Origin of the sequence: Variovorax boronicumulans (assembly GCF_009811375.1) — a bacterium.
In the GTDB taxonomy this organism is placed as follows: Bacteria; Pseudomonadota; Gammaproteobacteria; order Burkholderiales; family Burkholderiaceae_C; genus Variovorax; species Variovorax boronicumulans.
Genome location: NZ_BKDH01000006.1, coordinates 33,272 through 53,553, shown reverse-complemented (window position 1 = coordinate 53,553; position 20,282 = coordinate 33,272). Strand labels below are relative to the sequence as shown.

The 20,282-nt window shown below is 69.0% G+C and carries 20 protein-coding genes; 9 read left to right on the top strand and 11 right to left on the bottom strand.

What is annotated here, in order from left to right:
- Positions 1–34 precede the first annotated feature (34 nt).
- The 4 genes from VHAB30_RS29260 to VHAB30_RS29245 all read right to left on the bottom strand — a co-directional run bounded on the left by VHAB30_RS29260 (position 35) and on the right by VHAB30_RS29245 (position 4,020).
- Complete coding sequence (locus tag VHAB30_RS29260) at positions 35–487, bottom strand: MarR family winged helix-turn-helix transcriptional regulator (protein ID WP_159279528.1); 453 nt, start codon at positions 485–487, stop codon at positions 35–37.
- Between the two features lie 777 nt (positions 488–1,264).
- Entirely contained in the window at positions 1,265–2,116 is an 852-nt protein-coding gene (locus VHAB30_RS29255) for an ABC transporter permease (RefSeq protein WP_159279527.1), read from the bottom strand.
- Positions 2,117–2,125: 9 nt separating this feature from the next.
- The gene (locus VHAB30_RS29250; protein ID WP_235926963.1) at positions 2,126–3,091 is read right to left on the bottom strand and encodes an ATP-binding cassette domain-containing protein; all 966 of its coding nucleotides are present in this window, start codon (positions 3,089–3,091) and stop codon (positions 2,126–2,128) included.
- 38 nt (positions 3,092–3,129) lie between these two features.
- Positions 3,130–4,020, bottom strand: coding sequence for a LysR family transcriptional regulator (locus tag VHAB30_RS29245; RefSeq protein ID WP_159274760.1), 891 nt, complete (start codon positions 4,018–4,020; stop codon positions 3,130–3,132).
- Positions 4,021–4,125: 105 nt separating this feature from the next.
- On the opposite strand from VHAB30_RS29245, the gene VHAB30_RS29240 reads away from it, so the two are divergent.
- Complete coding sequence (locus VHAB30_RS29240) at positions 4,126–4,791, top strand: glutathione S-transferase family protein (RefSeq protein ID WP_159279525.1); 666 nt, start codon at positions 4,126–4,128, stop codon at positions 4,789–4,791.
- Positions 4,788–5,753: a pyridoxamine 5'-phosphate oxidase family protein gene (locus VHAB30_RS29235; protein ID WP_159279524.1), complete on the top strand. Its 966-nt coding sequence runs from the start codon at positions 4,788–4,790 to the stop codon at positions 5,751–5,753. Before VHAB30_RS29240 ends, VHAB30_RS29235 begins: the two co-directional genes overlap by 4 nt.
- A gap of 1 nt (position 5,754) precedes the next feature.
- Here VHAB30_RS29235 and VHAB30_RS29230 read toward each other — a convergent pair whose 3' ends face one another.
- Entirely contained in the window at positions 5,755–6,918 is a 1,164-nt protein-coding gene (locus tag VHAB30_RS29230) for a cytochrome P450 (protein WP_159279523.1), read from the bottom strand.
- 83 nt (positions 6,919–7,001) lie between these two features.
- Here VHAB30_RS29230 and VHAB30_RS29225 point away from each other — a divergent pair, with 83 nt between their 5' ends.
- Complete coding sequence (locus VHAB30_RS29225) at positions 7,002–7,697, top strand: ArsR/SmtB family transcription factor (RefSeq protein ID WP_159279522.1); 696 nt, start codon at positions 7,002–7,004, stop codon at positions 7,695–7,697.
- 12 nt (positions 7,698–7,709) lie between these two features.
- On the opposite strand, the gene VHAB30_RS29220 is transcribed toward VHAB30_RS29225, so the two are convergent.
- A complete protein-coding gene (locus VHAB30_RS29220; RefSeq protein WP_174250308.1) occupies positions 7,710–8,732 on the bottom strand; it encodes a Bug family tripartite tricarboxylate transporter substrate binding protein in 1,023 nt (340 codons plus the stop codon).
- A gap of 114 nt (positions 8,733–8,846) precedes the next feature.
- Positions 8,847–10,364, bottom strand: a complete 1,518-nt coding sequence (locus tag VHAB30_RS29215; RefSeq protein ID WP_062481401.1) for an AMP nucleosidase — start codon at positions 10,362–10,364, stop codon at positions 8,847–8,849.
- A 140-nt stretch (positions 10,365–10,504) separates the two neighbouring features.
- On the opposite strand from VHAB30_RS29215, the gene VHAB30_RS29210 reads away from it, so the two are divergent.
- Positions 10,505–11,413 (top strand): ketopantoate reductase family protein, encoded by a 909-nt coding sequence (locus VHAB30_RS29210; RefSeq protein ID WP_159279521.1) that lies wholly within the window; start codon positions 10,505–10,507, stop codon positions 11,411–11,413.
- On the opposite strand, the gene gorA is transcribed toward VHAB30_RS29210, so the two are convergent.
- Complete coding sequence (gene gorA / locus VHAB30_RS29205; protein ID WP_159279520.1) at positions 11,410–12,768, bottom strand: glutathione-disulfide reductase; 1,359 nt, start codon at positions 12,766–12,768, stop codon at positions 11,410–11,412. The two genes, VHAB30_RS29210 and gorA, sit on opposite strands and share 4 nt — an antisense overlap.
- Before the next feature lie 223 nt (positions 12,769–12,991).
- Between gorA and VHAB30_RS29200 the strand changes: the two genes are divergently transcribed.
- Positions 12,992–13,273 (top strand): double zinc ribbon domain-containing protein, encoded by a 282-nt coding sequence (locus tag VHAB30_RS29200; RefSeq protein ID WP_308789343.1) that lies wholly within the window; start codon positions 12,992–12,994, stop codon positions 13,271–13,273.
- A gap of 74 nt (positions 13,274–13,347) precedes the next feature.
- The gene (locus VHAB30_RS29195) at positions 13,348–15,378 is read left to right on the top strand and encodes a PEP/pyruvate-binding domain-containing protein (protein WP_159279518.1); all 2,031 of its coding nucleotides are present in this window, start codon (positions 13,348–13,350) and stop codon (positions 15,376–15,378) included.
- Between the two features lie 12 nt (positions 15,379–15,390).
- On the opposite strand, the gene VHAB30_RS29190 is transcribed toward VHAB30_RS29195, so the two are convergent.
- Positions 15,391–16,302 carry an MBL fold metallo-hydrolase gene (locus tag VHAB30_RS29190; protein WP_159279517.1) on the bottom strand — a complete coding sequence of 304 codons (912 nt, stop codon included), beginning with the start codon at positions 16,300–16,302 and terminating at the stop codon, positions 15,391–15,393.
- Between the two features lie 106 nt (positions 16,303–16,408).
- On the opposite strand from VHAB30_RS29190, the gene VHAB30_RS29185 reads away from it, so the two are divergent.
- Genes VHAB30_RS29185 through VHAB30_RS29175 form a run of 3 tightly spaced genes read left to right on the top strand, consistent with a single transcriptional unit; the run spans position 16,409 to position 17,628 of the window.
- Positions 16,409–16,732 carry an ArsR/SmtB family transcription factor gene (locus VHAB30_RS29185; RefSeq protein WP_062478840.1) on the top strand — a complete coding sequence of 108 codons (324 nt, stop codon included), beginning with the start codon at positions 16,409–16,411 and terminating at the stop codon, positions 16,730–16,732.
- Positions 16,733–16,734: 2 nt separating this feature from the next.
- Entirely contained in the window at positions 16,735–17,172 is a 438-nt protein-coding gene (locus VHAB30_RS29180; protein WP_159279516.1) for a YeeE/YedE family protein, read from the top strand.
- Positions 17,173–17,187: 15 nt separating this feature from the next.
- The gene (locus VHAB30_RS29175) at positions 17,188–17,628 is read left to right on the top strand and encodes a YeeE/YedE family protein (RefSeq protein WP_159279515.1); all 441 of its coding nucleotides are present in this window, start codon (positions 17,188–17,190) and stop codon (positions 17,626–17,628) included.
- Between the two features lie 14 nt (positions 17,629–17,642).
- Here the strand turns inward: VHAB30_RS29175 and VHAB30_RS29170 are convergent, their stop codons facing one another.
- Complete coding sequence (locus tag VHAB30_RS29170) at positions 17,643–19,580, bottom strand: TRAP transporter large permease subunit (protein ID WP_159279514.1); 1,938 nt, start codon at positions 19,578–19,580, stop codon at positions 17,643–17,645.
- Positions 19,577–20,248 (bottom strand): TRAP transporter small permease subunit, encoded by a 672-nt coding sequence (locus VHAB30_RS29165; protein WP_159279513.1) that lies wholly within the window; start codon positions 20,246–20,248, stop codon positions 19,577–19,579. Before VHAB30_RS29165 ends, VHAB30_RS29170 begins: the two co-directional genes overlap by 4 nt.
- Positions 20,249–20,282 lie beyond the last annotated feature (34 nt).

Sequence of the window (20,282 nt, the reverse complement as noted above, 5' to 3'; positions counted from 1 at the left end):
AGGCCGGGGGAACTAACTCTGGCTGATTTGTGTGTCAGGCGGCTTTGCGGATGCGGTCGCGCAGGGTCTGGATCTGCTGCGTGAGGGCGATCAGCTCGGGGACGGAGCATTCGGCGGCGGCCATGAGGCACTCGGGGACGTTGGCGGCACGGGACTTGAGCTTGCGGCCCGCGGCGGTGAGCGTGATGTGGACGCGGCGCTCGTCTGCGACGTCGCGGACTCGGGCTACGTAGCCGTTGGCTTCGAGGCGCTTGAGGAGCGGGGTGAGGGTGCCGGAATCTAGTGAGAGGCGCTCGCCGAGGGCGGAGACGGTGGGGCCGTCTTGCTCCCAGAGGGCGAGCATCACCAAGTATTGAGGGTAGGTGAGCTGGAGCTTTTCTAGCAGCGGCTTGTAGAGGCGGGTCATTGCCAAGGAGGCGGAGTAGACGGCGAAGCAGAGCTGGTTGTCTAGCTTGAGCAGGTCGTCTGTGTTGGGTTTCGTTGGCATGGGTTGAATTGTAGTTCGCAATTGAATTGTGTGCAATGTAGTTGTTTTGGATTGGTTTTGGGGGTTGCTTTCCGGGGCCGGGACTCGCCCCGGCAGGCGACCTACTTTTCTTTGCTTCGCCAAAGAAAAGTAGGCAAAAGAAAGGCGACCCCACTGTCTGCGACCCCTTCGCTTCGCTACGGGGCAACCTGCGGTGCTCGCGTTTCGCGGGGTCTCGCAGAACTCGCTTCGCTCAAACAGCTGCGAGCCCTGATCCGCGAAACGCTGCGCTCCTCGGCGCAGCCAGAGGGGAGGGGAAATCTCGGGCCGTCGCTTCGCTCGGCCCGGGAACCTCCAACAGCCGGATGCAACGACTGTGCTCGCACTCATGCTGGCGCTGGTGCTCGCAGGCACATCTGCATCTGCATGAGCACACACGCCAGCGGCTCACGCAACGACCAACGCTACGACCAATCCCCGCCGCAGCAGGCGCGAAGCGCCTGCTGCGGCCCACTGGCCGAGCGAAGCGATGGCCCGCTGGTATCCAAATCCCTTCTGTATGCGCCGAGGAGCGCAGCGTTTCGCGGATCAGGGCTCGCCCTTGTTTGAGCGAAGCGAGTTTGGGCGAGACCCCGCGGAACGTGAGCACCGCAGGTTGCCCGTAGCGAAGCGGAGGGACGCAGACAGCAGGGTCGCCTTTCTTTTGCCTACGTTTCTTTGGCGAAGCAAAGAAAAGTAGGTCGGCCGCCGGGCCGAGACCCGGCCCCGGGAAGCAAACCAAGCCAACACCTCAACGAACTACCCCCGAAACCGTTTCCGAGTCAAAGCCAACGCAATCCAAAAAGCAACGACCGCATACAAAGCCAACACACCCGCATGCACCCACCACCCCTCAGGCCACCGATCCATAAACAGCGGCCGCACCAAAGCCACAGCATTCGTCAAAGGCAACCAGGCAGCCACAGAACGCACCACAGAAGGCAACTGCTCCAGCGGAAAAAACACCCCACTCAAAAACATCATCGGCGTCATGAACAACGTGAAGTAGTACGTAAAAAAGTCATACCCCTTAGCCAACGCATTGAAGATCAACGCCACAGAAGAAAACGTGATCCCACACCCGATCAACACCATCCAGGCCACGATCAACTTAGGGCTGTGACTGATCCCGAGCCCAAGCATCACAAACAAGATCGCAGTCACAGTAAAAATCGACTTGAACGCCGCCCACAACATCTCGGCAAGCACGATGTCATCCAGCCCCACCGGCGCATTCATGATCCCGTCCCACGTCTTCTGCACATGCATCCGAGAAAACGCCGAATACAGCGCCTCGAAGCTCGCCGCATTCATCGCACTCATGCAGATCGACCCACTCGCCAGGAACAGGATGTACGGCACCTGCGTGCCATCCACCGTCACCTGCCCGACGAGAGCGCCCATCCCGTAGCCAAACGCCACAAGCCAGATCAGCGGCTCCGCGATGTTCCCGATCAGGCTCGGCAAGGCAAGCTTGCGCCACACCAGCAGGTTGCGCAAAAACACCGGCCACCATCGCATCGACAGCTCGGGCGCGCGCCACACGGAGGGTGAAGGCGGTACAGGTGTCTCGGGAGAAACAGCAGCAGAAGAAGCAGTGGTTGTGTTCATAAAGAAGGCCTAGCCATCCTGGCGAATCTGCCGACCGGTGAGCTTGAGGAAAAGATCTTCCAGATTGGCCGGCCGATGAAAGGTGCGCAGCCCGCCGTGCTGCGTCAGCGCGTCAAGCAGACGCCGCGCATCCTGCGTATAGAAGAACACGGTCTCGCCACTCACCTCCACACGCGCAGCCAGCGCCTGCAGCTCGGCCGACCCGGCCAGCGACAGCGCCCCATTGCCATACACCTCGACCACATCGGGCTCCAGGTGCTCGGCGATCAGGTCACGCGGACGACCTTCGGCGATCTTGCGGCCATGGTCGAGCACCAGCAGCCGCGAACACAGGCGCTCGGCCTCGTCCATGAAGTGCGTGGTCAACAGGATCGACTTGCCCTGCTGCAACAGCACCTGCAACCGCTCCCACATCAGGTGCCGCGCCTGTGGATCAAGCCCGGTGGTGGGCTCGTCGAGCAACAGCAACTTGGGGTCGTTCACCAGCGCACGCGCCAGCGACAGGCGCCGGCGCATGCCGCCCGACAGCTCGCCGGGCTTGGCGTCGGCCTTGTGCGAGAGCGCTGCGAACTCCAGCAGCTGCGGCACGCGCGCACGCACATGCGCCTTGCTGAAGCCGAAGTAGCGGCCGTACACCACGAGGTTCTCGGCACAGCTGAAGTCGGGGTCGAGGGTGTCGAACTGCGACACCACGCCCAGCTGCGCCTTGATGGCCAGCGCGTCGCGCGGCATCTGCAGGCCCAGCGCGTCGATGCTGCCGCCGTCGGGCGCGGTGAGGCCCAGGCACATGCGGATGGTGGTGGTCTTGCCCGCGCCGTTCGGCCCGATCACGCCCAGGCACTCGCCGGGCGCGATCTCGAACGAGAGGTCGTCGACGACCGTGGTCTCGCCGTAGCGCTTGCGCAGCCCACGGACCTGGAACAACGGGGAAGAAGACGAAGAGGAAGGCGAGGAGGGGGTGGTGTGGGATGGCACGCGGCCATTCTGACGCAGCCGGCCGATTGGCGCAGCAGCTACATGCGCAAGCCGCTGAACTCGCTTTTCATCCAGTCGATGAAGGCCCGCGTGCGCGCCGGCAGCAGCCGCGCATTCGGGTAGATCACGCTCACGGGGCGGGGTGCGGGCTCGTAGTCTTCGAGCACCAACTGCAGCCGGCCCTGCGCCACGTGCGGCAGCACCTGGTAGGAGAAGAAGGTGCCGAAGCCCATGCCCGCGGCGCAGGCCTCGATGGCGGGCGCGAGGTGGTTGAACTCCAGGCGGTTGTCAGGCGTCACGTGCACGGTCTTGCCGCCGTCGCGGAACGCCCATTGCGACGGTGCATCGATGCGCCCGCGCACGCAGGGCGCACCCGCCAGGTCGCGCGGATGGCGCGGCACGCCGTGCTGCGCGAGGAAAGCGGGGCTGGCCGCCACCACGCGGCGGATGGTGCCCAGGGTCTGCGCCACCAGCGACGAGTCTTCGAGCGGGCTGATGCGAATGCCGACGTCGATGCCCTCTTCGAGCAGGTTCACGGTGCGGTCGTGCAGCCGCACGCTGCAGCGCACCTTCTCGTGGCGCTGCATGAAGCGCACGATGGCGGGCGCCACGTACATGTGGCCGAACAACACCGGCGCGGTGATGACCAGCTGCCCCGCGGGCTCGCGCGCCTCGGCCTTCAGCGCCTGGTCGGCGGCGTCGGCCGCGAGCAGCACTTCGCGCGCGCTCGGCAGGTAGTGGCGGCCTTCTTCGGTGAGCGACAGGCGCCGCGTGGTGCGATGGAACAGGCGCACGCCCAGGTGCGCCTCGAGCGCGGCGAGCGCGCGCACCACGGCGGGCAGCGAACTGCCGAGCGCCTCGGCGGCGCGGGTCAGGCTGCCCTGGTCGGCAATCTGCACGAAGGTCTGCATGGCTTTGAAGCGATCCATGGCGCGATTAAACCGAAAAACGCAGCAGTCAAATCCGGAAAAGGCTATTCATTCATTTGGTGGAAGAGAGAAGAATCGAGGCCATTCCCACCCGAAGGACTTTTCATGACCGAGAACACCACCACCGCCCGCCAGCCCGCCCGGCCCATCCAGCTCTTCGGCAGCGCCATCTCGGGCCACGTGCACCGCGTGCGCTTCTTCCTCTCGGTGCTGGGCCTGCCCTTCGAGATCGTCGAGCTCAACCTGCGCCAGCGCGAGCACCGCACGCCGGAGTTCCTGGCGCGCAACCCCTTCGGCCAGGTGCCGGTGATCGAGGACGGCGAGGTCACGCTGGCCGACTCCAACGCCATCCTCGTGTACCTCAACGAACGCTACGCCCCCGACCCGGCGCGCTGGATGCCGCGCGACCCGGTGGGCGCGGCGCGCGTGCAGCGCTGGTTCTCGGTGGCGGCCGGCCCGCTGGCCTACGGCCCGGCGGCGGCGCGCATCATGGTGCTGTTCGGCGTGGACGCCGACCGCACCGAGACCGTCAAGCGCTCGCACGCGCTGCTCGCGGTGATGGAGACATGTCTGTCCGAGCAGCCCTTCCTCGCGGGGCCGTCGGCCACGCTGGCCGACATCGCGAACTACGCCTATGTGGCCCATGCGCCCGAGGGCAGCGTGTCGCTCGACGCCTATCCGCAGCTGCGCGCCTGGCTGGCGCGCGTGGAAGCCTTGCCCGGGTTCGTGCCGATGGTGCGTTCGCCGGTGGGCCTGGCGGTGGCGTCATGATCGCCGCACCCTTCCACGCCGGCGAGCGCGCGCTGCAGTCGCTCGTGGGCTCGCGCGAGCAGATGGAGGCGATGGGCCCGCGCGTGATCCGCGACTACATGCCCGACCAGCACCGCGAGTTCTTCGCGCTGCTGCCGTTTCTCGTGGTCGGCAGCCTCGACGCCGACCTGCAGCCGTGGGCCAGCATGCTCGCCGCGCCGGCCGGCTTTGCGCACTCGCCCGACGCGACCCACCTGCGCATCGACGCGCTGCCGGGCGCCGGCGACCCGCTCACCGGCCAGCTCGCGCCCGGTGCGACGCTGGGGCTGCTGGGCATCCAGCCGCACACGCGGCGGCGCAACCGCATGAACGGCACGGTCGAGGCGCTCGACGCGGCGGGCTTCATGGTCGAGGTGCAGCAGAGCTTCGGCAACTGCCCGCGCTACATCCAGGCGCGCGAGCCGGTGTTCGCCGCGCCGCCGGCCAACGAGCCTGCCGTGCAGTGGCTCGACACGCTCGATCTCGCAGCCGAACGGCTCATCGGCGCGTCCGACACGCTGTTCATCGCCACGGCGTATCCCGACGCGGTGGCGATGGGCGACGTGGCCGATGCGCGCTCGCACGGCGTCGACGTGTCGCACCGCGGCGGTCGGCCGGGCTTCGTGCGCGTCGATGCGGGCGGCGTGCTCACGGTGCCCGACTTCAACGGCAACCGCTTCTTCAACACGCTGGGCAACCTGCAGGCGCATCCGCGCGCGGGCCTGCTGTTCGTCGACTTCGACACCGGCGAGTTGCTGCACCTGAGCGCCACGGCGGAGATCGTCACGGACGGGCCTGAAGTGGCGGCGTTCGAAGGCGCGGAGCGGCTGATGCGCTTTCACGTCACGCGCGCGCTGCGCCGTCCGGCCGCACTGCCGCTGCGCTGGGGCGAGGCTGCGTTGTCGCCGCACCTGGCAGGCACCGGCCGCTGGGCCGCGCACTGACTCAGTCGAAGACGGGAATGCGCCCGTTGACTGACGGGCGGTAGTGCCAACTGAGCGCATCGAGATCGGGTGCGCTTCGTTGGCGCAGCAGCGCTTCGAGGCCCGCCGCAGCCAGTGTGCAGGCCAGCGCCTGCCCCGGACACGCATGCAGGCCATGACCGAAGCCAAGCACGCGGCGCCGCGCGCGCACGGGCATGAAGCGGTCGGGCTCGGGGTTGAACGCCGGATCGCGCTGCGCCGAGGCCAGCAGCACCAGCACCGCATCGCCCGCCGCCAGCGAGGTGCCGGCGATCTCGATGGGCTCGATCGCGAAACGGCGCGTGTTCTGCACCGACGGATCGTGGCGCGACGTCTCTTCGACGATGGCGAGCAGCCCGTCGCGCGTGCGCGCCAGCGGGCGCAGCGCGGGCTCGCGCGCCAGCGCAACGAGGCTGTTGCCCAGCAGGCCCGCCGTGGCGTCGCAGGTCTGCGAGAGCAGGCCCACGAGGTTCGCCAGCAGCGCGCGCGCGAGCGGGGCGCTTGCCGCGCTTTCGGCCAGCACCGTCGCCAGCAGCGTGCCGTCGCGCGGCGAGGCGTTCGCGCTCAGGGCTTCGAAGCGGTTCATCAGCGCGCCGGCCGCCACGCTCGCCGCCTGCAGCTGGTCGGCATTCGACAGTGGCGAAAGGCAGGCGACGAAGTCGCGCATCCAGCGGTCCACCTGCGGCAGTGTTGCGTCGTCGAAGCCAAGCAGGTGCGCCATCGCCCGCACGGGCAGCGAAAACAACGCATCGGACAGCGGCGCCTGCGCGGGCACCAGCCGCGCCACGTCGAGCGCGGCGGCGTGCGCCGCATGCAGGTCGAGACCGGCCAGCGCACGCTGCAAGGCCGGCCGGTGCGCCTGGTGCGCCGGGCCGTCGTTCATGCGCACGAGGTGGCCGAACACCTCGCCCGCCGGGCTGCCCACGATCGCGCGCGGGACGGGCTCGACCGCGGGGCGCACGCGCAACGCCCCGTGGGCCTGCAGCACCTGCATGACGACATCGGCGCGGCTCGCGACCCACACGCGCAAGCCGGCGTGCCACGCGAGCGGCGGGCCGTCGCGCAGGGTGGCGTAGTACGGATAAGGGTCGGCATGCGTGGCGGCGGCGACCGGGTCGGCGGGATGAGTGAGCGTGGCGGTAGTCATGGCGCGCAGTGTGCGTTCGCCGCCGCCGACACACTTCGGTCGCGAACGAAGTGTGGGATGCGGCGTCGCTTTAGGATGGCCGCATGGACGACACCACCGCTTCCGACTTCCAGCTCGCCCGCCTCGCCGGCGCCATCGCCGAGCCGGCGCGCGCCCGCATGCTGAACTGCCTGATGGACGGCCACGCCCGCACCGCGACCGAGCTGGCCACGGTGGCCGAGGTGGCGGCCTCGACCGCGAGCGCGCACCTGGCGCGCCTGAAGGAAGAGCGGCTGGTCGAGGTGCTCGTGCAAGGCAAGCATCGCTACTTCCGCCTGGCCAGCGACGACGTGGCCGCCGCGCTCGAAAGCCTCATGGTCGTGGCCGGCGCGCCGCGCCCTGCGGCCACCGTCTTCCAACCCAACACGCCGAGCCGCCTGCGCAGCGCCCGCACCTGCTACGACCACATGGCCGGCACCGCGGGCGTCGCGCTGCACGACCGGCTGCATGCGCAGGGCTGGCTCAGCGGCCTTGCGAGCGGCTCGTACGAACTCACGCCCGACGGCGCCATCGCGCTGGAGAGCCTGGGCGTCGAGGTCGATGCCGTGCGCCGCTCGCGCCGCCGCTTCGCCTGCGCCTGCCTCGACTGGAGCGAACGCCGCCCGCACCTGGGCGGCGCGCTCGGCGCCGCGTGGCTGCAGCTGTCGCTGCGGCGCGGTTGGGTGCGGCAGGAATTCGACGGGCGTGCGCTCACGCTCACGCCGAAGGCGCAGCGCGAAATGCCGGAGTTGTTCGCCTGAGGGCGAAGGCGCTCAGGCCTTGAGCTTGAGCAGATAGATCAGCGGGCCGGCCATCGCCGTGTCGAGTTCGAGAAAGCTCTCGAAGTCCTTGCCCGCCATCCAGTACGGGTCCCAGTTGTTGCGCTTGATGGTCTTCTGCCAGAGGTCGTGCGTGGTGGCGCGTTGCACCGCCTCGAGCAGCTGGCCGCGGCGGTAGGGCGGCACCTTCTTGCCGGTCATCACGCCGCGCCAGTTGGCCAGGTCGGCGTCCACGCCCTGCTGGCGCACCGAGGCGATCCCCTGGAACGGGTGCTTGGACGACACGCCGATGGCGCGCAGCTTGCCGTTGGCGATGTTCTCGGCGAACTCGCTGTAGCCCGAGATGCCGACCGCCGCCTTGCCCGTCTCGAGCGCCTCGACCACCTGCGCGCCACCCGGGTGCGGCTGGTAGTTCAGCGACGCCGAGGCGCCGGCCACGCGCGCCAGCATGCCGGCGAACATGTGGTCCACGCCGCCGGCCGAGCCGCCCGCGATGACCGTGTTGGCGGCATCGGCGCGCAGCTGGGCGACGAGGTCCTTGGGGGTCTTGATGGGCGAGTCGGCCTTGACGGCGACCACCTCGTAGTCGCTGGTGAGGCGCGCCACGGGCGACACATGCGCCAGCGTGACGGCGGGCTTTTGCAGCGCCACCGCGCCGACCATCACCATGCCGCTGACCAGCAGCGCCTCGGGGTCGGCGTCGTACTTCTCGACGTACTTGGCCAGCCCGATGGTGCCACCCTTGCCGCCGATGTTCTCGTAGGTGACGGTGCCCACGGCGCCCGAGGCCAGCAGGGCGGCGCCGAGGGCGCGGCCGGTCTGGTCCCAGCCGCCGCCTTCGTTGGCGGGAATGACGATGCGCAGCTTGCTGCTCAGCGGCGCGTCGGCCGCGCGGGCGTTGCCGGCCCACAGCGCGGCCTGGCCCGCACCGGCGGCAGCGGCCGAGGCTGCCAGCCAGGTGCCGAAGCGGCGGCGGGACAGGGGAAGGGCGGCGGCAGGCGGCGAAGACGGGCGCATCGTGTTTCCAGTTGTGTACGTGACAGCCAATGATGTCCGCGAAACAAGGCAAACACGCCCTCGCCCGCACAGGGAGAAACCCTGAGGGGACAAAGGGGCGAAAGGCGTCGGAGCCTACTGGAAAGCCACTTCCGCGAAGCTTCGCAGCTTGCGGCTGTGCAGCCGGGTGGTGCCTTCCTGGCGCAGGATCTCGATGGCGCGCATGCCGATGCGCAGGTGCTGCTCCACGCGCTCGCGGTAGAAGTGGTTGGCCATGCCGGGCAGCTTGATCTCGCCGTGCAGCGGCTTGTCGCTCACGCACAGCAGCGTGCCGTAGGGCACCCGGAAGCGGAAGCCGTTGGCCGCGATGGTCGCGCTTTCCATGTCCAGCGCCACGGCGCGGCTCTGGCTGAAGCGGCGCTGCGGCTGGTTGCCGGGCAGCAGCTCCCAGTTGCGGTTGTCGGTGCTGGCCACGGTGCCGGTGCGCATGATCGTCTTCAGGTCGGGGCCCTCGCACTTCGTGACGTCGGCCACCGCCTGCTCGAGTGCCAGCTGGATCTCCGACAGCGCCGGGATCGGCACCCACAGCGGCAGCTCCTCGTCGAGCACGTGGTCCTCGCGCACATAGGCGTGGGCCAGCACGTAGTCGCCCAGCTGCTGCGTGTTGCGCAGGCCGGCGCAGTGGCCCAGCATCATCCAGGCGTGCGGGCGCAGCACGGCGATGTGGTCGGTGATGGTCTTGGCGTTGGCCGGGCCGACGCCGATGTTGGTCATGGTGATGCCGCTGTAGTCCTCGCGCACCAGGTGGTAGGCCGGCATCTGCGGCAGGCGCGGCGGCGCGGTGCCCTGGCTGCCGTCCAGCAGGTGGGCGAAGGTGTCGCTGTGGCCCGCGGCCAGCCCGCGCCGGCGCGTGATCACGTTGCCGGGCTCGATGAAGGCGATGTACTCGCTGTTCTCGTCGGCCATGGCCTCGTGGCCCAGGCGCACGAACTCGTCGATGTAGAACTGGTAGTTGGTGAACAGCACGAAGTTCTGGAACCACTCGGGCGCCGTGCCCGTGTAGTGGCGCAGGCGGTGCAGCGAGTAGTCGACGCGCGCCGCCGTGAACAGCGACAGCGGCTGCGGCTCGCCGGGCAGCGCCTCGAAGGTGCCGTTGGCAATGCCGTCGTCCATGGCGCCCAGGTCGGGCAGGTCGAACACGTCGCGCATGAGGGCGCGGCGCTCGGCGCTCATGGTGCCTTCGATGTGGTCGTTCTCGGCGAAGGAGAAGTGGATCGGAATGGGCTGCGTGCTGGTGCCCACCTCGATCTCGACCTGGTGGTTTTCCAGCAGCAGGCGGAACTGGTCGAGGTAGTAGCGCGAGAACAGGTCGGGCCGCGTCAGCGTGGTCTCGTAGCGGCCGGGGCCGGCCACGAAGCCGTAGCTCAGGCCGGCGTTGGCCGGCGGCGTGTGGCGCGAGACGGTGTGCGTGTGCACCCGCACGAACGGGTAGCAGGCCCGCACCCGGCCCGGCAGCGCCTCGCCGGCGACGAAACGCAGCATCGATTCGCGCAGGTGGGCGAGGCCGCCCTGGTAGATGGCTTTGACCTGGTCGAGCGCCTCGGCGGCGTCGGTGAAGCGGGCGGGAGCGACAAAGGTGGGCATGTAGGGCATGCCGTCATTGTGCAATGCGGGCGTGACGCGTGGGCGGTCGCCGCGCGGCGGTGTCGTGCATCGGCGTGCGCTCCGGCGCACCGGGCGCGAAGTGATTAACCTCGATGGTTTCCGCTGAACGAATGCAGGAAGGTGAAGGAATGAAAGTCGCAGTCATGGGTGCCGGCGCGGTCGGCTGTTACTACGGCGCCATGCTGGCGCGCGCGGGCCACGAAGTCGTGCTGATCGGCCGGCCTTCGCATGTGGAGGCGGTGCGCGCGAACGGGCTGCGGCTGGAGACCAAGGCCTTCGATGAACAGGTGCGCCTCGAGGCCAGCACCGAAGCGGGCGCCGTGCAGGGCGCCGACCTGGTGCTGTTCTGCGTGAAGTCCACCGACACCGAATCGGCCGCCGCGCAGATCCAGCCGCACCTCGCGCCCGGCGCGCTGGTGCTCACGCTGCAGAACGGCGTCGACAACGACGCGCGCGTGCGCGCGGCGCTGCCGTCGCACGACGTGGCCGCCGCCGTGGTCTACGTGGCGACCGAGATGGCGGGGCCGGGCCATGTGAAGCACCACGGCCGCGGCGAGCTGGTGATCGCGCCCTCGCGCCGCAGCGAGGAGGTCGCGCAGGCACTGATCTCCGCCGGCGTGCCCACGCAGATTTCCGGCAACGTGCGCGGCGCGCTGTGGGCCAAGCTGGTGCTCAACTGCGCCTACAACGCGCTGTCGGCCGTGTCGCAGCTGCCCTACGGCGAGCTCGTGCAGGGCACGGGCGTGACCGATGTGATCCGCGACGTGGTTGCCGAATGCCTCGCGGTGGCGAAGGCCGAGGGCGTGGTGATCCCGGGTGACGTCGACGCCGCGGTGCGCGGCATCGCACAGTCGATGCCCTCGCAGTATTCGTCGACCGCGCAGGACCTCGCACGCGGCAAGCGCAGCGAGATCGACCACCTCAACGGGCTGGTCGTGCGGCGCGGCGAGGCGCTGGGCGTGCCGACGCCGGCGAACCGGGTGTTGTTCGTGATGGTGAAGCTGCTCGAAAGCAAGCAGCCCCAGGCCGGCGCCTAGCCGGGCATGGGTTCGCGCATCGTCACGAACTCTTCGGCGGCGGTGGGATGGATGCCGATGGTGCTGTCGAACAGCGCCTTCGTCGCACCCGCGCGCATCGCCACCGCAAAGCCCTGCACCACCTCGCCCGCGTCCGCGCCCACCATGTGCAGGCCCACCACGCGATCGCTCTTCTTGTCGACCACGAGCTTCATGAAAGTGCGCTCGCTGCGGCCCGAGAGGGTGTGGCGCAGCGACTTGAACTCGCTGGAGAACACGGTGACCTCGCCGAACCTCGCGCGCGCGTCGATCTCGCTGTAGCCGCAGGTGCCGATGTTGGGATGGGTGAACACGGCGGTGGGAATGAACTCGTAGTCCATGCCGCGCTTGCCCTTGCCGAACAGCGCATCGACCACCACCATCGCCTCGGCCAGCGCCACGGGCGTGAGCTGCACGCGGGTCGACACGTCGCCCACCGCGTAGATCGACGGCACCGAGGTGCGGTAGTGCGCATCGACCGCGATCGCGCCCTTGTCGTCGAGCTTCACGCCCGCGGCTTCGAGGCCGAGGCCCTGCGTGTTGGGCACGCGGCCGGTGGCGAAGAGCACGGTGTCGGCCTCGATCTGCTGGCCGCGCGCGAGCGTGACCACGAGGCCGTCGGGGCCGCGCGCGATCGACGAGGCCTCGCAGTTCAGGCGCACGTCGACGCCGGCCTTGCCCATCTCGTTGGCCAGAAACTGGCGCACGTCGTCGTCGAAGCCGGTGAGCAGGTGGGCGCGGCGGTGCAGCTGCGTCACCTTGGACCCCAGGCCGTTGAAGATCGACGCGAACTCGCAGGCGATGTAGCCGCCGCCCACCACCAGCAGGCGCTTGGGGAACGGGTCGAGGTCGAACATCGCGTCGGAGGTCACGATGTGTTCGCGGCCTGGAATTTCGGGCACGAAGGGCGTGCCGCCGGTGGCCACCAGCAGATGGCGCGCGGTGTGGCGCTTGCCCTCTATTTCCACCGTGTGCGCATCGACCAGCTGGGCCCAGCCGGTGACGAGCGTGACGCCCGAGTTCTTCAGCAGCGAGCCGTAGATGCCATTGAGCCGACTGATCTCCTTGGCGCGCTGGGCCTTGAGGTGCGCCCAGTCGAACTGCGGCGCCGACGGCAGCTTCCAGCCGTAGCCTTCGGCTTCCTCGAAAGACTCGGCATAGCCGGCCGCATAGCTGTAGAGCTTCTTCGGGATGCAGCCCACGTTGACGCAGGTGCCGCCGAGCTCGGCGGCCTCGGCCAGCGCGACGCGTGCGCCGGTCTGCGCCGCCATGCGCGCGGCGCGCACGCCGCCGCTGCCGCCGCCAATGACGAAGAGGTCGAAATCGAATGGTTGCATGAGAAAGACGCTCCTTGCGGCCGACTGTAGCGGCGGGGCGGCGGCGGCGCTTCGGCCGGGGGCATGGCCGTGAAGCACCGCGGCCTGCGAGGGTCTTTGGCGGGGGGCGCTTGACCCTGAAGCTGCTTCAGGGAATCCACTGCAGTCAGGCCCGCGGGAATTCATCGCCACCGGCGACGTTGCCATCGGCCTGTTGCACGACGCAAGGGAGAAACACATGGGCATGCTGGAACGACTCTTCGGTGGACATGGCGGCGCGCGCCACGGCGGTGGTGGTGGGCACCATGGCTCGCAAGGCGGCCATGGGTATGGCCGCGACGCACCGCCACCGCCGCCCGGCGGCAGCGCCTGCCCCGCTTGCCGCGCGGTGAACACGGCCGGTGCACGCTTCTGCCAGCAATGCGGCACGTCGATGCTGCCCGCGGCCTGTCGGCAGTGCGGCACGGCGATGGCGCCCGGCGCGAAGTTCTGCGCGCAATGCGGCCAGTCGACGCAGGCGGCGTAGCGCGGCTGACGCGCGAAAAACGGGGCGGGCCGCCAGCGAGAATCCGCGCTTGTCGGCAATGAAGGAGGGGCCCCATGAAGAACGAATCCAACAGGCAGAAGAAAAAGGACGGCGCGGCACTGGCGTGGCTGCCGGTCCTTGCGTTGTGCGCGATGGCCGTCGCACCGGCCGGCGCGCAGCTCGCGCGCAAGCCGTCGTACTACCAGCAGCAGAACCAGCCACAGCCCGAAGGGCCGGCCGCACAACTCGTGCCGCGCCCCGCAGTGCCCGCCTCGCTGCCGGCACTGCGCAGCCAGGGCGATTTCGACACGCTGGCGCGCGTCTACGACGCCGGCACGCCGATGCAGCTGGCCCATGTGCTGTTCGCGATCGACCGCCAGGCGAAGCCGGCGCGCATGCACTACATCGACACGCCGCGCTTCCAGCTGCATGTGCGCTTCCTGCGCGACACGCGGCTCACGCCGAACACGGTCAAGCGCGAGATCGACCGCAACTACCTCGTGCCCGACCGGCGCTTCCTGTTTGGCACGTTGAGCTGGCAGCAGAACATCGGCACCTTCACCTACGAGTTCTGGGAAGGCGACCGGCTCACGGTGCCCTTGCTGCGCGAGGCCGAAGCGCAGGTGAAGGCCAGCTTCTTCGCGCCGGTGAAGTTCAAGACCAACTCCACGCTGCACGAGCGCATCGCGAAGGAGGCCGGCATCGACTTCGTGAGCCAGGAAGCGCTGATCCGCGAGCAGCCCTTCCTGCCGATGAACCTGGGCACCGCCACCGGCCGCGTGCGCATCGTGAACGACGCCTCGGGCCTGAACGCGCTGTTGCCCGACGACATCGCCGTGCTGCGCGAGGTGCCGATCAACCTGGCGCCGGTGGCCGGCGTGCTCACCGAGCGGCCGTCCACGGCGCTGTCGCACGTCAACCTGCTGGCCAAGGGCTGGGGCATTCCGAACGCGTACGTGCGCGATGCCGCCACGGTGCTGAAGGCGCATGCGGGCCAGTGGGTGGCGCTGAAGGTGGCGGCCTCGGGTTACCAGCTGCGCCGCCTCACGCCGGAAGAAATCGCCGCGCTGCCGCCGCGCGCCGTGCGTGCGGCTGCCACCGGCGCGCTGCCCGGCAGCAAGGCCGCGAAGCCGGACCTGCGCGAGACGCGCCTGCTGCCGCTGGCCTCGCTGCGCGCGCGCCACAGCGTGCAATGCGGCTCGAAGGCGGCCAACCTCGGCGCGGTGTTGGCCGCGCGCATTCCCTCGACCACCGTGCCCGACGGCTTCTGCATTCCGTTCGCGCACTACGACCGCTTCATGCGGTCGAACGGGCTGGCCGAGCGCATCGCGCGCATGCAGCAGCAGCCCGGCTTCGCGGGCGACCCGCAGGTGCGGCAGAAGGCGTTGGCGCAGCTGCGCGACGAGATCGTGCAATGGCCGGTCGAGCCCGCCACCGCGGCGGCCTGGCGCGCGGCGTGGCAGGCGCAGCTGGGCGGGGGCGGCGTGTTCGTGCGCAGCTCGTCCAACTCGGAAGACCTGCCGGGCTTCAGCGGCGCGGGGCTCTACACCACGGTGCCCAACGTGAAGACCGGCGACGCGCTCGAGCTCGCGGTGAAGAAAGTGTGGGCCTCGGTGTTCAACCCCGAGGCCTGGGAGGCGCGCAGCGCCGCGGGCTTCGGCGCCGAGTCGGTGCTGATGGGCGTGTTCGTGCAGACCGCCATCGACTCGACCAACGCCGGCGTGATGATCACGCGCGACCCCTTCGACGCGGGTCACCCGCACGTCACCTACATCTCGGCCAAGCGCGGCATCGGCATCCGCGTGGTCGAGGGCAAGCGCGTGGCGGAGCAGGTGATGTACTCGAGCTGGTCCAAGGCCATCCAGGTGCTCAGCCGTTCGGCCGAGGAGACGGCGCTGCAGCTGGACAAGGACGGCGGCGTGAAGGAAGTGCCCGTGGAAGTCGGCCGCCACGTGCTGACCGACGAACTGGTGGTGCGGCTCGCCGCTGTGGGCGCGGCGGTGAAGCGCACCTTCAATGCGGTCGACCAGGACATCGAGTGGGCGACCGTGGGCGACAAGATCGTGCTGCTGCAGGCGCGGCCGTATGTGGAGCGGCGGCGCTAGGTCGCCGCGCCCTCAGCCCGCCGTGGTGCGCGGGCGGTGGCCCGGCAGCGTGTTCAGCGGAATGCGCAGGTAGGCCACGCCGTTGTCGTCGGGCGGCGGCAGGCGGCCGCCGCGCACGTTGACCTGCATCGACGGCAGGATCAGCGTCGGCACTTCGAGCGTGGCGTCGCGCGCGGTGCGCATGCGCACGAACTCGTCTTCGCCGATGCCGTCGCGCACGTGGATGTTGTGGGTGCGCTGCTGCGCCACCGTGCTCTGCCAGCGCGGCTCGCGCGTGGCGGGCGGGTAGTCGTGGCAGACGTACAGCGTGGTCTCGGGCGGCAGCGCGAGCAGTCGGCGCATCGAGCGGTAGAGCTCGCGCGCGTCGCCACCCGGGAAGTCGGCGCGCGCGCCGCCCAGGTCGGGCATGAAGAGCGTGTCGCCGACGAAGACCGCGTCGTCCACGAGGTAGGCCATGTCGGCCGGCGTGTGGCCGGGCACGCGCAGGGCCTGCGCCTCGATCTCGCCGATGTGAAAGCGCTCGCCGTCCTTGAAGAGGTGGTCGAACTGGCTGCCGTCGGGCAGGAAGTCGCGCTCCAGGTTGTAGAGGCTGCGGAAGGTGGCCTGCACCGTGCGGATGTGTTCGCCGATGGCGATGCGCCCGCCGGCCTGCGACTGCACATGGCGCGCGCCCGAGAGGTGGTCGGCGTGCGCGTGGGTCTCCAGGACCCAGTCGACCTGCAGCGCCTGCGCGTGAACGTACGCCAGCAGGCGGTCGGCCGACGCGGTGTCGGTGTGGCCGGAGCGGAAGTCGTAGTCGAGCACCGGGTCGATGACGGCGGCGCGCTTCGTCGCACGGTCCCAGACCACGTAGGACACCGTGCCCGTCGCGGGATCGAAGAAGGCCTGGGTGGTGGCGCGTGGGGGCATGGGGGTCGGGGTCATCGGCGCTCCTTCTGCGGTGCCTGGAAGCCAGGCATTCATTCATTCAATCAAGCGACAAATATTATATGAATTCATATAATGTTATTTCGCGAACTGTCATCCCCCCATGAAGACCCCGACCCACGCCATCGACCCCCAACTGCTGCGCAGCGCCGCCGGCCAGGCCGTCGCCGTGCTCAAGCTGCTGGCCCACGAGGCCCGGCTGCTGCTGCTGTGCCAGCTCTCGCAGGGCGAGATGTGCGTGAGCGACCTCGAAAGCACGCTGGGCATCCGCCAGCCCACCCTGTCGCAGCAGCTGTCGGTGCTGCGCACCGAAGGCGTGGTGGACACCCGCCGCGAGGGCAAGAACATCTACTACCGCGTGGCCGACCCGGCCCTGCTCGAGATCCTGGCGGTGCTGTACCGCCTCTACTGCCCGAAGGAGAACTGAAGATGCCCACCATCGACTGGCCTCATTTCACGCCCTGGGCCGCACTGGCCGGCGGCGTGCTCATCGGTCTTTCCGCCGCGATGTTCGTGCTGCTCAACGGCCGCATCGCCGGCGTCAGCGGCGTGCTGGGCGGCCTGCTGCGCCCCATGAAGGGCGACATGGCCTGGCGCGCGGCCTTCGTGCTCGGGCTGGTCGGCGCGCCGCTCGTGTATGGGCTGTTCGCCGTGCTGCCCGCGGCGCAGATCGACGCGGGCTACGGCACGCTCGCGCTGGCCGGCCTGCTGGTGGGCGTGGGCACGCGCTACGGCGCGGGCTGCACCAGCGGCCACGGCGTGTGCGGGCTGGCGCGGCGGTCGCCGCGTTCGCTGGTCGCCACGGTGGCTTTCATGGCCGCGGGGTTCGCCACGGTCTTCGTGGTGCGCCACCTGTTGAACCTCTGAATCGGGAGACCTGCCATGTGGACCGCCATTGCTTCCTTGCTCGCCGGCCTTGTCTTCGGGCTGGGCCTCATCGTCTCCGGCATGGCCAATCCGGCCAAGATCCTGGGCTTTCTTGACGTGGGCGGGGCCTGGGACCCGTCGCTCGCCTTCGTGATGGCCGGCGCGGTGGCGGTGAGCACCGTCGGCTTCCTGCTGGCCGGCCGTCGCAAGGAGTCGCTGCTCGGCGGGCCGCTCACGCTGCCCAGCCTGCGCCACATCGACCGCCGCCTGGTCGGCGGCAGCCTGCTGTTCGGCGTCGGCTGGGGCATCGCGGGCTTCTGCCCCGGCCCCGCGCTGGTCTCGCTGGGCACGGGCGAGGTCAAGGCGCTGGTCTTCGTGGGCGCCATGCTGCTGGGCATGGGCCTGTTCGAGCTGCTCGAGCGCCGCCGCTTCGCACGGCGCCCGGCCTCAGCCTGAGAAGGCGCGCGCGTTCAGCCGTACAGGTACTGCGGCAGCCACAGCGTCAGCCCCGGCCAGATGTACATGAACACCATGCACAGGATGACGATCAGCATGTACGGCATCATCCCCGCGAAGATCTGGTTGATCGTCACGTGCGGCGGTGACACCCCCTTCAGGTAGAAGGCCGACATCGCCACCGGCGGCGACAGGAACGCCGCCTGCAGGTTCACGAACACCAGCACGCCGAACAGCAGCGGATCGATCTGGAAGTGCGCCAGCAGCGGCAGGAAGATGGGCACGAAGATCACGATGATCTCGGTCCACTCCAGCGGCCAGCCCAGCACGAAGATGATCGCCTGCGACAGCAGCAAAAACTGCAGCGGCGACAGGTTCATGCTCAGCACCCATTCCTCGACGATGCGCTGGCCGCCCAGCAGCGCGAACACCGCCGAGAACAGCGCCGAACCCACGAAGAGCCAGCAGACCATCGAGGTGGTCTTGAGCGTGAGGAACACCGCCTCCTTGATCTTCTTGAAGTTCAGCGTGCCGGCCTGCCATGCCATCAGGAAGGCGCCGGCCGCACCCACCGCCGCCGACTCGGTGGCGGTGGTGATGCCGAACAGGATCACGCCCAGCACCACCAGCGTGAGCGTGGCCAGCGGCATCACCGACGACACCAGCATGCGCAAAATTTCGAACTGCTCCGCGTCCATGCGCCAGTAGTACCAGCCCAGCAGCGCGAGCGTGAAGAGACAGGCCACCCAGAAGCCGGTGTAGAAGGCCTCGGGCACCGCGGCGGTCTTGGGCGCCTCGACCGCGTCGCCCAACTGCTGCAGGCCACCCTCACTGGCAGGGGCGGCGGCGGGCTCGCTGCCGGGAGGTTCCTCGACGCCGCCGGGGGGTTCCTGCAGGCCGCTGCCTTCGGTGGTGTTCGCGGGTTCGTCGGTGCTCGGCGGCTCGGCCAGACCGGTGCCGGACGGTTCGGCTACAGCCGGCGCGGCGGCTGCCGGATCGCCGGTCTTCTGCGTCGCCTGCTGCGTGGCCACCGGGGCGGCCGCGTTGTTGTCCTTCTGCGAGTAGATGGTCACGTACCACCACACCGAGCCCAGCGTGACCGCGGCCAGCGCCAGCGGCACCAGCGCGCTCAGCAGGCCTCGCAGCAGCATCCACCAGCTCAGGCGCACGCCCTCGACCGCGCCGCGCAAGGCGCGACCCGGCGCCACCACGGCCGCGGCGAGCGCGGGCAGCATGCGCGGGGAGTAGCTGGCCGCGAGGTGGGCCACCCATGGCGTGATGGGGGCACGCTGCTGGTCGATCGGCATCTTGGGCGCCACCTTCGGTTGCAGCACGGCCCAGCCGATCACGTAGATCAGGTACAGCAGGGCGAGGAAGAAGCCCGGGAACATCGCCGCCGCATAGAGCTTGACCACCGACTGCCCGGCCACGGCCGCGTACACGATGATCATCACCGAGGGCGGAATGAGGATGCCCAGCGTGCCGCCGGCCGTGATCACGCCGGCTGCCAGGCGCGTGTCGTAGCCCGCGTTGAGCATGGGGCGCATCGCGATCACGCCCATCAGCACCACCACCGCGCCCACCAGACCGCTCGCAATGCCCCAGAAGGTGCACACGATGAGCGTGGTCACCGCCAGCGAGCCCGGCACGCGGCGGAACGCGAGCTGCACGCTGTGGAACATCTTGTCGACCAGCGCGCCGCGCTCCATCACGTAGCCCATGAGCACGAAGAGCGGAATGGACAGCAGTGTCTCGTTGGTCATGGCCCCGAAGGCGCGCTGCACCATCAGGTCGAAGACCTTGTTGTCGAGCCAGGGCGAGGCGGGGTCGTAGAAGGCGATGAAGCCGAAGAACATGCCCAGTCCCATCAGCGTGAACGCCGTGGGAAAGCCGAGCATGATCACGAAGACGATCAGGCCCAGCATCAGCAGGCCGAGTGCGGGTTCGCTCATGCCGCACCCCCGTTGCCCGTGTCGCTCTTGCGTTGCTGCGCGGCCTGTTCGATGGCGTGGGCCTTTTCGATCACCTCGCGCTTGTCGGCCTCGTTCACGTAGCTGCTGCTGGCGAGCTGGTCGCCGACCACGTCCATTTCTTCGGCGTCCTTCAGTCGCGGCGTCCACACGCCGGTCTTCAGGCACAGCACGCAGCGCACCATCTCGGCGAGGCCCTGCACCAGCAGCACCGCGCCGGCCACGGGAATCACGAACTTGAAGGGGTACACCGGAATCGGGTCGGCGTTGAAGGTCTGTTCGCGCATCGCGAGCGATTCACCGAAGTAGGTCCAGCCCGACCAGGTGAGCGCCACCACGCCGGGCAGGAAGAAAACCGCGAACAGCACGAGGTCGAGCGCGGCCTGCGTGCGCGGCTTCATGCTGCCGTAGAAGAAATCGCCGCGCACATGGCCGGCCTGCGAGAGCGTGTAGGCGCCACCCATCATGAAGAGCGTGCCGTACAGCATGTTGTTGGCATCGAAGATCCAGGCCGTGGGCGCGTTCAGCGCATAGCGCTTGAACACCTCGCCGCACACCAGCAGCATCAGCGCGACGATGAGCCACGAGAAGGTCTTGCCCACCAGCATGCTGAACCGGTCGACGGCGTGGAGGAGGCGTTGGATGGTCATGTTGTGATGGGCAGGGCCCATTCCAGAAACACCG

Excerpts from the sequence above, each read along its gene's own strand:
- VHAB30_RS29225 (WP_159279522.1), top strand. The coding sequence starts at position 7,002 with ATGGACGACACCACCGCTTCCGACTTCCAGCTCGCCCGCCTCGCCGGC.
- VHAB30_RS29245 (WP_159274760.1), bottom strand. The coding sequence starts at position 4,020 with ATGGATCGCTTCAAAGCCATGCAGACCTTCGTGCAGATTGCCGACCAG.
- VHAB30_RS29240 (WP_159279525.1), top strand. The coding sequence starts at position 4,126 with ATGACCGAGAACACCACCACCGCCCGCCAGCCCGCCCGGCCCATCCAG.
- VHAB30_RS29190 (WP_159279517.1), bottom strand. The coding sequence starts at position 16,302 with ATGACCCCGACCCCCATGCCCCCACGCGCCACCACCCAGGCCTTCTTC.
- VHAB30_RS29255 (WP_159279527.1), bottom strand. The coding sequence starts at position 2,116 with ATGAACACAACCACTGCTTCTTCTGCTGCTGTTTCTCCCGAGACACCT.
- VHAB30_RS29195 (WP_159279518.1), top strand. The coding sequence starts at position 13,348 with ATGAAGAACGAATCCAACAGGCAGAAGAAAAAGGACGGCGCGGCACTG.
- VHAB30_RS29215 (WP_062481401.1), bottom strand. The coding sequence starts at position 10,364 with ATGCCCTACATGCCCACCTTTGTCGCTCCCGCCCGCTTCACCGACGCC.
- VHAB30_RS29185 (WP_062478840.1), top strand. The coding sequence starts at position 16,409 with ATGAAGACCCCGACCCACGCCATCGACCCCCAACTGCTGCGCAGCGCC.
- VHAB30_RS29260 (WP_159279528.1), bottom strand. The coding sequence starts at position 487 with ATGCCAACGAAACCCAACACAGACGACCTGCTCAAGCTAGACAACCAG.
- VHAB30_RS29210 (WP_159279521.1), top strand. The coding sequence starts at position 10,505 with ATGAAAGTCGCAGTCATGGGTGCCGGCGCGGTCGGCTGTTACTACGGC.
- gorA (WP_159279520.1), bottom strand. The coding sequence starts at position 12,768 with ATGCAACCATTCGATTTCGACCTCTTCGTCATTGGCGGCGGCAGCGGC.
- VHAB30_RS29165 (WP_159279513.1), bottom strand. The coding sequence starts at position 20,248 with ATGACCATCCAACGCCTCCTCCACGCCGTCGACCGGTTCAGCATGCTG.
- VHAB30_RS29175 (WP_159279515.1), top strand. The coding sequence starts at position 17,188 with ATGTGGACCGCCATTGCTTCCTTGCTCGCCGGCCTTGTCTTCGGGCTG.
- VHAB30_RS29200 (WP_308789343.1), top strand. The coding sequence starts at position 12,992 with ATGCTGGAACGACTCTTCGGTGGACATGGCGGCGCGCGCCACGGCGGT.
- VHAB30_RS29220 (WP_174250308.1), bottom strand. The coding sequence starts at position 8,732 with ATGCGCCCGTCTTCGCCGCCTGCCGCCGCCCTTCCCCTGTCCCGCCGC.
- VHAB30_RS29180 (WP_159279516.1), top strand. The coding sequence starts at position 16,735 with ATGCCCACCATCGACTGGCCTCATTTCACGCCCTGGGCCGCACTGGCC.
- VHAB30_RS29230 (WP_159279523.1), bottom strand. The coding sequence starts at position 6,918 with ATGACTACCGCCACGCTCACTCATCCCGCCGACCCGGTCGCCGCCGCC.
- VHAB30_RS29170 (WP_159279514.1), bottom strand. The coding sequence starts at position 19,580 with ATGAGCGAACCCGCACTCGGCCTGCTGATGCTGGGCCTGATCGTCTTC.
- VHAB30_RS29235 (WP_159279524.1), top strand. The coding sequence starts at position 4,788 with ATGATCGCCGCACCCTTCCACGCCGGCGAGCGCGCGCTGCAGTCGCTC.